General features: G+C 41.4%; 14 protein-coding genes. 7 read left to right on the plus strand and 7 right to left on the minus strand.

Annotated elements, in window-relative coordinates:
* Position 1: 1 nt before the first annotated feature.
* The 3 genes from FG28_RS20175 to FG28_RS12680 are packed head-to-tail and all read right to left on the minus strand — an operon-like array spanning position 2 to position 2,596.
* Positions 2-721: a DUF4129 domain-containing protein gene (locus tag FG28_RS20175; RefSeq protein ID WP_051947298.1), complete on the minus strand. Its 720-nt coding sequence runs from the start codon at positions 719-721 to the stop codon at positions 2-4.
* Entirely contained in the window at positions 718-1,647 is a 930-nt protein-coding gene (locus FG28_RS12675) for a hypothetical protein (protein WP_036383363.1), read from the minus strand. Before FG28_RS12675 ends, FG28_RS20175 begins: the two co-directional genes overlap by 4 nt.
* Positions 1,622-2,596 carry a stage II sporulation protein M gene (locus tag FG28_RS12680; RefSeq protein WP_036383365.1) on the minus strand — a complete coding sequence of 325 codons (975 nt, stop codon included), beginning with the start codon at positions 2,594-2,596 and terminating at the stop codon, positions 1,622-1,624. Before FG28_RS12680 ends, FG28_RS12675 begins: the two co-directional genes overlap by 26 nt.
* Before the next feature lie 34 nt (positions 2,597-2,630).
* Here FG28_RS12680 and FG28_RS12685 point away from each other — a divergent pair, with 34 nt between their 5' ends.
* From FG28_RS12685 to FG28_RS12705, 5 genes are all read left to right on the plus strand, one after another.
* On the plus strand, positions 2,631-3,356 hold the full coding sequence (locus FG28_RS12685; protein ID WP_036383367.1) for an RDD family protein: 726 nt from the start codon (positions 2,631-2,633) through the stop codon (positions 3,354-3,356).
* 2 nt (positions 3,357-3,358) lie between these two features.
* Positions 3,359-3,973 carry a trimeric intracellular cation channel family protein gene (locus FG28_RS12690; RefSeq protein ID WP_036383369.1) on the plus strand — a complete coding sequence of 205 codons (615 nt, stop codon included), beginning with the start codon at positions 3,359-3,361 and terminating at the stop codon, positions 3,971-3,973.
* 242 nt (positions 3,974-4,215) lie between these two features.
* Positions 4,216-5,361, plus strand: a complete 1,146-nt coding sequence (locus FG28_RS12695; RefSeq protein ID WP_036383371.1) for a phenol degradation protein — start codon at positions 4,216-4,218, stop codon at positions 5,359-5,361.
* 41 nt (positions 5,362-5,402) lie between these two features.
* Positions 5,403-5,894 (plus strand): DoxX family protein, encoded by a 492-nt coding sequence (locus FG28_RS12700; RefSeq protein WP_197062596.1) that lies wholly within the window; start codon positions 5,403-5,405, stop codon positions 5,892-5,894.
* Positions 5,894-8,545 carry a carboxypeptidase-like regulatory domain-containing protein gene (locus tag FG28_RS12705; RefSeq protein WP_036383373.1) on the plus strand — a complete coding sequence of 884 codons (2,652 nt, stop codon included), beginning with the start codon at positions 5,894-5,896 and terminating at the stop codon, positions 8,543-8,545. Before FG28_RS12700 ends, FG28_RS12705 begins: the two co-directional genes overlap by 1 nt.
* A 23-nt stretch (positions 8,546-8,568) precedes the next feature.
* On the opposite strand, the gene FG28_RS12710 is transcribed toward FG28_RS12705, so the two are convergent.
* Positions 8,569-9,285, minus strand: a complete 717-nt coding sequence (locus FG28_RS12710; RefSeq protein WP_036383375.1) for a dienelactone hydrolase family protein — start codon at positions 9,283-9,285, stop codon at positions 8,569-8,571.
* 51 nt (positions 9,286-9,336) lie between these two features.
* Complete coding sequence (locus FG28_RS12715) at positions 9,337-10,059, minus strand: peptidylprolyl isomerase (RefSeq protein WP_036383377.1); 723 nt, start codon at positions 10,057-10,059, stop codon at positions 9,337-9,339.
* Here FG28_RS12715 and FG28_RS12720 point away from each other — a divergent pair.
* Together FG28_RS12720 and FG28_RS12725 are read left to right on the plus strand one after the other, a co-directional pair.
* A complete protein-coding gene (locus FG28_RS12720; protein ID WP_036383379.1) occupies positions 10,058-10,699 on the plus strand; it encodes a CoA pyrophosphatase in 642 nt (213 codons plus the stop codon). The genes FG28_RS12715 and FG28_RS12720 overlap by 2 nt on opposite strands.
* 36 nt (positions 10,700-10,735) lie before the next feature.
* The gene (locus tag FG28_RS12725; protein WP_036383380.1) at positions 10,736-11,548 is read left to right on the plus strand and encodes a 1-acyl-sn-glycerol-3-phosphate acyltransferase; all 813 of its coding nucleotides are present in this window, start codon (positions 10,736-10,738) and stop codon (positions 11,546-11,548) included.
* Here the strand turns inward: FG28_RS12725 and FG28_RS12730 are convergent.
* Entirely contained in the window at positions 11,545-12,189 is a 645-nt protein-coding gene (locus FG28_RS12730) for a hypothetical protein (protein ID WP_051947299.1), read from the minus strand. The two genes, FG28_RS12725 and FG28_RS12730, sit on opposite strands and share 4 nt — an antisense overlap.
* Positions 12,190-12,192: 3 nt before the next feature.
* Complete coding sequence (locus FG28_RS12735) at positions 12,193-12,687, minus strand: RNA polymerase sigma factor (RefSeq protein ID WP_036383383.1); 495 nt, start codon at positions 12,685-12,687, stop codon at positions 12,193-12,195.
* Positions 12,688-12,745: the final 58 nt, after the last annotated feature.

Raw genomic sequence — 12,745 nt, forward strand, 5'->3', positions numbered from 1 at the left:
GTCATTGCCGTATTAAATTGTTCAAACTGGTGAAGCGTAAACTGGTTTTGGCATACCCGTTTTCATCAATGGGTTGCTCACCGTACCATATGTTCTCGTAGAGATAGGATGCCTTTTTGAATTCAGTTTGGAGGCTCCCCTCTTTTATTTCACGTTCATAGTCCACATTGGTTTTTTCGAAATGCCAATCGATGATATTATTTTGGGAAAGCAGTTTCAGGATTTTGAGAAACTGATAACGTACCGCAAGTCGGTAATCTTTGTTCTTTACGGCATCGTTCATCAAGGCATCCAAATCTATGGATTCAATATGCTGTTCTGCTAAATCAATATCTACAATAGACTTCGCTTTTTTGGAAAAAATAGCGTTGAACTTTTCATTGATGAACACCCGCACCAACAAGTAAATGACAAGGGTACCCATGAGAACATAGATGGTATATTCCAGAATGAGCAATGTTTGGGGGGAAATGTCCAAACCAAAAGTCTCTCCGAGGCTGTTCAAAATCCATCGGATGAAACGTGCCAATAGATTGGCAGATTCCCCGGTTTTTACATCATAATTGAATTCCTCACCCGTGTATTTTTGGCTTAGGTCCCCATCGATTTGGCGTTCGGTCAAAGTGGAACCTTCATCAATAGGTATTGAAATGGTATCGTTTTGGGCAGTGGATAATGAAGCCCAAAACAAAAGAAATATGACTGAAATACGTTGGATCACTGCTCGGATTGTCCTATTTGTTCAATTTTACTACGTGTGTTGAGGTTATAGGTTTTCTCATGCAATGTATAGAAAAGGATTCCATTGATGAACTGCGAAAGGCATTGGGCGTACAGGGATAAAATGATCAATAAACAAAATCCCACAGTATAGATAATATTAGGTGTAATTGAAGCACCGATGTCAACATTGTTTGCTACAACATGAAATGTGAAAACTGATAAGATTATAATGGGGATTAGCATGCATAAAAAAAGCAATAGAAAGTTTAAGAAAGAAAGAATGAAGTTAGCCCCAATTGACTTCCAAAAATTTTTACTGACCAAGTTCCAGCCTTCTCCAAGAGCTTCGGTTACTCCTTTATTTTCATCAATCATGCATACGTAAGAAACACCTATCCATGCTGTCATGAATATTTGAATTAAATTACCCAAAAGAGGAATGAAAGAAACAATTACTAGAAATATAACTAGGACTAAGTAAATTGGAATTAAGAGTAGAATGAAAACAACTGTATTTCCAAATTTACTCTTAGTATGGTTCCAAATCTCAGTTTTATCAAGCTTTAATCCCTTGTGTTCTACATATTTTATGATATATGATGTACTGAGACTGAAATTTAATCCCGTGGCCATTAAAAAAATGACAACGAAAAGAATGCCTCCTGCTATTAAAAGGGTTAAATAAGTGTCTTCGCTATTTTCAACTAGGCCGATTCCATAGGAATTAGAACTCTCAGATATTAAACCTATAAAACCCGAAACCAACAAATAACTGGTAATCAAAAGTCCAATCAAGAAAACCCCATTATAACTGAGAAAAACGTTGGTAAATTTTTTGATATTCTGCTTTAAAAAATCAAAGTAAACGGTGAGAATATCGCCAAAATCGCGATTGATCCTAAGTTCTAGGTACTTGTCCTTCATAAGACCGGTTTAGTAAGATTGGATATATGATATAATAGTAAATTATAAGGCAAAGCGACCCACCAATGATTAAAAAGGCCAGCCAATCCGGCATGGTGGCATAGCGGGTAATGAATCCTTCGATAAACCCGGCAATAATGAAAAAGGGAATGGTGCTCACTACTACTTTGAGCCCATCCTTTGCACCTTTCATAAAGGAAACCCTTCTTGAAAATGTTTTGGGAAATAAGATACTGTTGCCCATAATAAGTCCGGCACATCCGGCAATAATGATCACCGAAATTTCGATGGTACCATGCAGCCAAATTTGTCGGTTGGCCTCAAAAAACACCCCTTTGGTATAAAAAAAGGTGATGAACGCGCCCAACATCACTCCATTGCTGAACAGGATATAGGCTGTTCCAATACTGGTAATTACCCCAAAGGCAAAGGCCAGAAACCCCACTCGAATATTATTTATGGTGATCCCCAAAAATGTTCCCACCTCACTGCCACTTTTGTAAATGGCCGTGGGTTCACCCATGGCAATATTGTTCAAGGTTTCATTTACATAGGCATCACCTAGTATTAGACGCACAAAAGATGAGTCGTTAAGGGCGGAGATACATCCAATAGCGGAGGCCACCATAAAAATCAGGAAAGCCACCAACAGTGTCTTGTGGTATTGCTTGAAAAAAAGCGGAAACTCCCGTGCCCAAAACTCAACGATCCGGTTTCCGGATTCTTTTTTGTTCCTATATATTTTTTGATGCGCCTGTGAGGCTAGAGAATTCAGATACAATAAAGTCTTGCTTTCTGCGTAATACGTCTGTGCATAGGCCAAATCGTTTGTGAGCTGGATGTAGCCATCCACAAGGGCATCGGGGTCGGTATGGGAACCCAATGCGATTGCTTTTTCAAATGCAATCCATTTTTCCTTATTTTGTTTCACAAAGGCAGCCTCGCGCATACGTAGAAATTCGTACAGTTAAAATTACGGTTATATGGGTAACCTCCAAATCAATACAACGCAAAATGTCAACTTAGATTATAAGATCGTAAGCATTGGTGAACGTATTGTGGCATTTTTGATTGATGGATTCATTCTTTATATGTATGCCTACTTGGTGAATCTCATAGGTGATGCCATTGGGTATGTGTATGAAGATGCTTGGACCCAGCGTGGACTGGTAGCCCTGATTTTTCTGCCAGCCATGTTCTATTCGCTTTTGATGCACAGCCTTTTCAACGGACAGACCGTGGGCAAGATGTTGATGAAGATGCGTGTGGTACGGTTGGATGGCACACCGGTACATTGGAGCAATTTGTTGGTGCGATGGATGCTTCGGCTGGTGGACATTTGGATTTTTTTGGGCTCCATTGGCATATTGAGCATCCTATTTTCTGAAAAAAGACAACGAGTGGGCGATGCCGCTGCGGGTACGGTGGTCATCAGCACCAAAAAAAAGACCAAGGTTTCGCATACTATTTTGGAAGAAATCAATGAAGAGTATGTGCCGCAGTTTACCAATGTGACCTTGTTGACGGACAAGGATGTACGATTGATCAAGGAAACCTTTTATATCGCCAAAAAGAGTGGGGATTTTAGGACATTGACGGCGCTTCGGGTGAAGGTCGAGAGTATCCTTCAGACCAATTCCAAACTCTATGATGTCCCTTTCATAGATACGGTTTTAAAAGATTATAATTACTATACCCAAAAAATGTAGGTATGCTCTATCAGACCATAGATATTTTGGGGACAGTGGCCTTTGCCATTTCCGGAGTTTTGGTAGCCATGGAAAAGCGGCTGGACTTGTTTGGGGTGCTCATTATTGCTTTTGTGACGGCTATTGGGGGTGGAACGCTGCGGGATCTTCTTATTGGTAATACACCTGTGGCTTGGATGATGGATATCACCTATATGATCACCATTTTCATAGCCGTTGTATTAGCCATCATTTTTGTGAACCAACTCAAATATCTTAGACGCTCATTGTTTTTGTTTGATACCATCGGAATTGGTTTGTATACCATGGTAGGGGTGGAGAAGGGGTTGCAGGCCGAGCTGTTGCCCGTGGTATGTATAGCATTGGGCACCATGACCGCCTGTTTTGGTGGAGTGATTCGGGATATGCTATGCAATGAAATTCCAATTATTTTCCGTAGGAAGGAAATTTACGCAACTACGTGCATTTTGGGTGGAGCAAGTTATTTTCTCTTCACAGGGCTCTCCATGAGGGAAGATTATGCCTACATAGCCGCTATTTTGGTGGTTATTGCCCTGAGAACATTGGCCGTGCTTTTTGGGATACGATTGCCCAACATCTACAAAGAAAAAGCATAATACATTTTAGTTATTTAAGAGAGGATTAGGTGGTGCGTGTGATAGATGAACCGGTTAACCATTTCTTAGCCGTATTAACTTTTCATTAATCTTTTTTACCCTTTTGTTAGCCGCAGCTGTTCGCTAAACATCCTACTTTGGCCTCAAGTTTAGTTTTAAATAATAAGTAGCGCATTCAAGATAGAGGGCCGTCCTTACATTAGGTCGGCTTTTTTTATCGGACAACCAACCAATCAATTAACATGAAAACTCAAAGAACACTTTATCTTTTCCTTTTTATTGCAGCATCTTTTTTGGGAATTAAAACCTCAAACGCACAAGGCTGTGTGGCAATCCGTCATTTTTCATCCTGTGTGGGAAATACCTTGGAAAGTAACCTTTTGGGCCCGGGTGATATTCAAATAGGAAGTAATTATCGGTATTTTAGATCATTCCGTCACTTTAGGGGAACTGAGGAAGAACCGGATAGGGTAGCCAATGGCTCAGAGGTGATCAACCATTCCCATTCTTGGGATTTTTTCCTCACCTATGGCATAACCGATAGGTTGTATACCAGCATTACCATTCCAACCGTTATCAATACACGATCTTCTTTGTACGAACATGGTCGTGAAGAAAGAAATGTTACCTATTCCCGGGGCTTGGCTGATATTCGGGTAGGGGTTGGCTATTGGCTGTTCGACCTTGAAAAGCACCAAAACGGAAACTTGGCAGTGGGATTGGGCCTTAAATTGCCCACGGGTAATTGGAATGCATCCGATATTTTTTACAATGTAGGTCCAGAGGGTGGCCCCCAGGTAAGACCGGTTGATCAGAGCATTCAGCCCGGTGATGGTGGTTTTGGGGTTACGTTGGATTTTCAATTCTACCAAAAGATTGCCGAGAAATTGTTTGCCTATGGAGGTGGATTTTATTTGATCAATCCAAGAGAAACCAATGGTACCCGAACGTTTCGGGAAACCTTGAGTCCAATTCTTCAGAATGAAGCCATTATGGCCGTTCCCGATCAATATTCCATTAGGGCTGGAGTAAGCCAAAGCTTTTCCAATACCATTTCTGGCTCATTGGGAGCTAGATATGAAGGTGTTCCGGTAAAGGATCTTATTGGGGGCAATGAAGGATTTAGAAGACCGGGAAATGTGTTGTCCATTGACCCTGGAATTGCCTTTATGAAGGATAACTTTTCACTCAATTTGAATGTACCTTTTGCAGTGCGACGAGAGCGTCCCCAAAGTGTTACCGATTTACAAACACAGGAAGCAACTGGGAATCCAAGGGCTGGGGATGCGGCTTTTGCAGATTACTTGATCAATGTTGGGGTTTCGTTCCGTTTCCCAAACAAAAAGGTAAAGGTAGACCCAGAACTAATGAACGAATTCAGTAATTAATACGTTTAAATATTTTGAAACAAACCCCAAAAAACAACCTTTTGGCAATTTCCATAGGCTTGGTCTATTTGTGGTTTGGAATGCTAAAGTTTTTTCCAGACCTCAGCCCGGCCGAAGGATTGGCCAAAAGTACCATACATGTCCTTACCTTTGGATTGATTCCTGATAATGTGTCCATTATACTTTTGGCACTCTGGGAAACAGGGATAGGCATCTTTTTGATCTTCAATGTGGCAAGGAAAACAGTCACAATGTTCGCTTTGGTGCATATCGTTTTTACATTTACGCCCCTAATGTTTTTCCCCGATCAAGTATTTAATGAAGGACCGTTGTATTTAACCTTATTGGGGCAGTACATCATAAAGAACCTGATTATTATCGCAGCATTGCTCTCATTGCTTAATGTTGATTCGAGAGCCTTCTCATTCAAAACTAAAATCAGTTTTAAGCAACAATTTCCATTATTTATGCGAACCTTTAAGTTCAGTCCTGCAGATGATGGAACTACTCAAAAACATCCCGATCAAGGATAATGAAGAAAAAAAGATTTCCCCACCTCAAAGTATTGTTCTTATTAACCATTTTATGCAGTTTTTCGGTTTTCTCCCAAACCAAACTCACAGGTAAGGTAATTGGTGCTACCGATCTTCAACCTTTGATTGGAGCACAGATTATAATTCAAGAGGAACAATTGGGAGTTGTAACCGATGATTTTGGACATTTTGAAATCATCCCACGCTCACAAGCAGGGGCAATCACTATAAAGTATTTGGGTTACGAGGAAAAAACATTGGATTTTTCATCGTCCACTACCAATTTAGGAACAATTGAACTTGTTAGGGCCAACACTACATTGGATGAGGTCATCGTTAGTGCCTCGCCCCATAATTATAAGACCGAGTTTAAGGGAAGTAATTTTAGAATCAATCCAGTTACGCTACAAAATATAAATCCGTTGAGCACGGAGGAGGTATTGCGAACCATTCCGGGGGTGAATATTGTGGGTGATATGGGTTTGTCCAACAGGCCCAATATAAGTATAAGGGGATCTTGGGGCAGACGGTCCAAGAAAGTTCTACTAATGGAAGACGGAACGCCATCGGCACCAGCGCCATACATTGCACCTGGGGCATATTACAACCCCGTCAGTGACCGAATCACCTCAATTGAAGTCTACAAAGGAGCAGATTTATTACGATTTGGTCCCAACAATATGTACGGAGCCGTCAATTATATTACGGCCTTGCCACCCCAAAAACCAACTTTACGGTTGAAATTGACTGGAGGGCAGCGCAATTATGCTTCTGGCCTGTTCTCCTATGGTGGTACTTGGAACAATATGGGAGCCTTGGTGGAAGGGGTTTATAAAAAATTTGATGGGTTTACGGATAATTCCTCAGTGGAAGTCTTGAATCTTAATGCCAAGGTATTTGCCCAATTATCCGAAAATCAATCCCTTTATTTTAAGGTGAGTGGCCAATTTGAGGATAACCAAGCCTCTTTGAGTTCGCAAACGCCTTTTACTTTTGAGACCGACCCTACTCAAAATCCCTTGGATGCTGATCAGTTTACCATGCGGCGATATGGACTGGATATCATCCATAAATGGTTGCCCAATGAAAAACTCAGTTTCACATCAAAACTATATGCTTCGGATTTTGAACGGGACTGGTGGAGGCAAGTTACCGCAAAAGTTAGGGCTTCAGACGTACAGGATTATGTGGGGGATGCCATTTACAATGACCGATATAGGTACTTGGACGGTAGAACTTTTAATGATGAAGATTATGTGATTGTTGGTAGAGTGATGAACGGGCTTGAAAGTACAACGGATAGCCGTTGGATTTACAAAGTATCCGGAATAAAAGAAACCATGAGGGCCATGTGGGAAGTTTTTGATGCGCCCAGCGAACTGGAAGCCAGTTTCAATTTGCACCGGGAGACCTTTAAAGATGTCTTTTTGGTGGCGGATAATTCCCGTTGGGCCCGCAGTGGAACAACCACCAAAGACTTATGGTATCGATTATGGTCCGTTAATGGATATATCCGTAATGAATTCAACTTTGGAAATTTGGGTGTGACCCCCATTTTACGGTTTGAGCATGTAGATATGTACCGACAGGACCTTATGGTCCTAGCAGAAGATCCTAATTTGGGAAGTACTTCAGAAGGAAGGGAGCCCAATGTCTACAATCAGTTTTTACCAGGAATCACCATAAATTACAAAAAGAGTAGAGGAGAAATTTTTGGAAGTGTGTACCAAGGTATGATTGCGCCTTCAAAAGTATTTGGGTTTCTGGTGGAGCAAGATGGTGTTGTGACCAATCCGTTGGAAGGACAGAGCATCAACATTGATCCTGAGCTGAGTTGGAACAAAGAATTGGGATGGCGTGGTAGCCTATTGAACAATTGTATCAATGGACAGATGACCTATTTCCATAATGCGAGCAGAAATTTTTATGCCGGAGGCCGTAACGAGGTGTTCCAAGAATTGGGCAAAGTAAATGTGCGAGGTGTGGAATTGGCGTTTGATGCCGAATTGTTCAAAAATGAGGAGCACCAAATTCATCTCTTGGGAAACGCAACGTATATGCATTCCAAGGTAATAGACGGCAGATTGGAGGACAGAGACCTCTTTTCACAAGTAATTCATGGTGCGGCCACTCAAAATGAGTACGTCGCCAAAGTAAATTCCAATAGAAATGCTTATGAAGTTTATGTGGATGATGGGGGAGGAGAAACCTTACTTACCGATGAGACCATCGATGCTGCAGATTTTCCCAATATCACCCGAGGTATCATCACTTTTGGAGATGGGGGGATCAAGGACGCAGAAGCACCCTATACTCCAAAAATAAACATGAGCATAGGCCTCAATTATGATTGGAAGGGGCTTTCCAGTGGTTTTAACGTGCACCATGTTGGCGAGCAATTCACCGAATTCCATAATTTTGAGTCGGAGTCAGCGGATGGCGCTATTGGTCAACTTCCATCGTTCACCACAGTGGATGCCTTTGTCAATTACGATTTTAAAATGGGTAAAAAGATAGACGCCACGGTCTTTGTGAATGGTAAAAACATAACCGACCAAGTGTACCGGGCCTCTAGATTAAACCGAGCCACGTCCGGAGTTTTTGCAGGCGGTTTTCGACAAATCATTTTTGGGGTCAACCTAAAAATGTAGTGACCCCAAAAATGTTCTACTTTTTATTTAAAAACCTCTTCAAAAAAGTGGGTCATCCGTTGCCACGAGCGATCATTGGCCAATGGGTTAAATTGCATTCCTCCATCAGGGTCATTGGCTTTTGGGTTGGTAAAGGCATGGCCTGTATTTCCAAAAACATCCATTTCCCAAACGGCATTGCGTTCGGTAAGCTCATAGCCCAATGAAACAATATCTTTTGGAAACGCCAGTGGGTCTTCCCAACCGTGGAGCACCAGAATTTTGGCCTTAATATCGCCTTCGTGTTCAATGCCTGGCGGGTCAAAAATACCGTGGAAACAGACCGCACCTTTCATGTTGATTCCGGAGCGTGCCAAATCCAGGACACATTTTCCACCAAAACAGAAGCCTATGGCCCCCATTTTTTTGGTATCGGCCATTTCATTTTCTTTTATGGTATCCACTGCCAGAAGTAAGCGGTTCAAGAGTTCTTGTCGGTCTTCCAACATTTCGTTCATCAAGGCTTCGGCCTCATCGGCATTTTTTGCCCGCCGTCCTTGTCCAAAAACGTCAATGGCAAAGGCCAAGTAGCCCAATTTGGCCAATTCCTTGGCTTTGTCTTCTTCAAAATCGGATTGTCCTACCCAAGTGTGGGCAATCAAAACCACGGGACGTTTGCCTTTAATGGTGTCGTCATAGGCAATTACGCCTTCGTAGGATTGTTGTTTGTCTGAGTAAGTGAGTTGAGTTGTTTGTATCATTAGTTTGAGTTATTCCATAGGTTGTCTAAATTATAGTATTTTTTAATTGGTTCACAACACTTCAACTGTTAGAATGTAAACATTTTTTAGGGGCCAATCGCCATCTCCAACGGGAACATTGTTTATGGCATCCACTACGTCCATCCCTTCAATGACACGCCCAAAAGGAGTATAGGAACCATCTAAATGATAGGAACCAGGATTGGTGACCACAATAAAGAACTCATAAGGTGAGGCCAATTTGTGTGGATTGTCCCGCTCACTGCTGGGCATGGATATAGTACCCCTATGATGTTTATAGCCCTTTTTGGCATCGGGTGGTAGCAGGTATCTTCCAATATCACCACGTTTTCTTGCGGTTTTTCTGTCATCTGAATTACCACCTTGGATAATAAAATCCTTCACCACACGGTGAAATTGGGTGCTGTCAAAATACTTCTTTCGTGCCAGATAGATAAAGTTGGCTTTGTGGTACGGCACATCGTCATATAACTGTAAGGTGAAACTGCCCATGGTAGTGGTGATTTTTACCCTATTTTTTTTGAGCTTTTTGGCATAATCAAAAAAGAAATCTATGGCATTTTCCTCGGTCAAAACAAATGTATCCTCTTCCTCCTCCTCTTCGGATGTATCTTCAGGGGCCTTTTGTTGTACAGAATCTATTTTAACAGCTGTTTCTTCTTTGGTAACAGTTTTCTTTTTTGGTGCCTCTCCACAGGAGACGAAAAAAATTAGTAGTATACTTGTAGTTAAAGCTGATGGTCTTAACAACATGAATTTTGATGAATTTTGTGAAATAGCTTTAAAATTAAAAAATCTCCCTCTTCCAGGAGAAGAATCCCACTATAAAATGTCGCCTGCAGAGCGGATACAGTGGTTAAAGCAGAACAATATCAAAAAAATAAACCCTAAAAGAGCAGGGGTAATGGCTCTTTTTTACCCCGATGTATACATGCAGACCCGATTGCTGCTCATTTTACGTAAAACGTATGAGGGAGTGCACTCCAACCAGATTGGTTTTCCCGGAGGGAAGGTTGAAAAACAGGATAAAGATTTAATGCATACGGCGCTTCGTGAGACCCATGAAGAGGTAGGCGTACCGCCCTCATCGGTGCAAGTGATACGGGAATTGAGCGAGGTCTATATACCGCCAAGCAATTTTATGGTTCAACCCTTTATGGGAATTTATCCAAACCCCCAACCTTTTGTACCCCAAGAGGATGAAGTGGAACAGGTAGTGGAGGCCTACGTGAAGGATTTTTTGGACGATGCCAATCTCATTGAAGAATTATTGAGCACATCGTATGCAAAAAGTATAAACGTACCTGCTTATAAATTAAACGGTTATACGGTCTGGGGCGCCACAGCTATGATGTTGAGTGAAATCAGGGAGCTTTTACGGCAAGTGCTTTGACGGCTATTTTGTAAATTTGCCAACAACAGTTACCCCATGGGCCTATTCAAAACAAATCCTTTCGGTCATATTCTGTTCTTAAAACGTTGGTTGATTCGTATTGCCGGTATGATCACCCACCAACGATATAAGGGATTCAATACCCTTGAAATTGAAGGTTCCCAGATTATACGGGATCTGCCCGAAACCAATGTGCTCTTTGTGAGCAACCATCAAACTTATTTTGCCGATGTAGTGGCCATGTTCCATGTATTTAATGCCAGTCTAAAAGGGAGGGATGACAACATCAAGAACTTGGGGTATTTGTGGAAGCCTAAACTCAATATTTATTATGTGGCCGCTAAGGAAACCATGGGGAAAAGTCTGCTCACCAAGATTCTGGCCTACGCGGGTTCCATAAGTATTGAACGGACGTGGCGTGCCGATGGCCAAGAAGTGAACCGGCAAGTGAAGTTCAGTGACATCAGCAATATTGCCAAAGCTTTGGATGATGGTTGGGTGATTACCTTCCCACAAGGGACCACAACTCCATGGAAACCTTTGCGCAAGGGCACGGCCCATATCATAAAAAGATACAAACCTGTAGTTGTGCCAGTGGTAATCGATGGGTTTCGACGCTCTTTTGACAAAAAGGGACTTCGGGTAAAAAAGAAAGGTATTTTACAGTCCATGCAGATCAAGGCTCCTCTGGAAATTGATTACGATAATGAATCCATTGATTCCATTTTGGAAAAATTGGAATACGCCATTGAGCAACATCCATCTTTCTTAAAAGTAATCTCTAAAGAAGAGTTGGCCGCTTATGAGGAGGAGAACCAAAAAAGAAGATATAGCTACAAAGGGAATTAAACCTCCAACTTTTTCAACTCTTTATAATTCTCCCGCAACCGCTTTAAAAGAATTCCGTAGAGCAGTTTGTAGAAAAGCCATATAAGCACCAATAGTACGGCAATAAAAACCATGGAAACCACAATCAGTATTACCCAAAACATGGTGGTGTTACCATCTTGGGAAGCGGCTTCCATAAGCTTTTCGCCTTCAGGACCGTATACAAAGGCTCCATAAATACTAATGAGCATTGAAATAGTGAAGATGCTCAGGTTAAACCAAACGTATTGGGTCACTGTTCTTTTGACGCTCAATATGGTTCCCATCAGTTTTTTGGATGAATCCGTAAAGGAGATTTTCCGGTAATTGATGTAGAATTTATAGATAAAGTATAAAATAATTCCATAATTAATGAAATTCAGAACCATGATGACCCAGTAGATATGCATGGCCTTTAGCTCTTGCATGGATTCGGCATCGCTGAAAATAATGTTCAATCCAGCCCAAAAAATGAATTCAATAATGCTGATGTAAAAAATCCATTTTACGATGGACGATGATTTTTTCCAGATCATCTTATAGATTTGGTCATAGGACAATTTGGGAAGGGTGGCTTCCTTTTTTTGCCAGTCTCTTTTTAAAAGTTCCAGTTCATCCACCATAACCTAAGGATTTAATATGGTTCTTAATTTAGTTTTTACCCTATTCATTTTCACTCGGGCATTCACCTCGGTTATACCGAGTGTCTCAGCGATTTCAGAATAATTTTTGTCTTCCAGATAAAGGAAGACCAAGGCTTTGTCAATATCGCCCAACTCCCGCACTGCATCGTACATCAATTTTAATTGCTTTTCTTCGGTATCATCATAAGGATCGGCCTTAATTTTATGGACGACTGAATCATAATCCTGTGTCTGTACCCTTCTTTTTGATTTTCTGTACAAGGTGATGGCCGTATTCAGGGCCACACGATACATCCAGGTACTGAACTTGGAATCACCCCTGAATTTTGGATAGGCTTTCCACAATTGGATTGTGATTTCTTGAAAGAGGTCATTGTGGGAATCCTTATCATTGGTATAGAGGCTGCACACCTTGTGAACAATATTCTGATTGTTCTCAAGCTCGGTAACAAAACGATGTTCCAGTTCTTTGTTCAACGGTTGGTAAGTAGTTTGCCTTATAAGTAGCTACAAAACTGTTTTTGTTACAAAACCA

The sequence above is a fragment of the Muricauda sp. MAR_2010_75 genome (assembly GCF_000745185.1).
Classification (GTDB): domain Bacteria; phylum Bacteroidota; class Bacteroidia; order Flavobacteriales; family Flavobacteriaceae; genus Flagellimonas.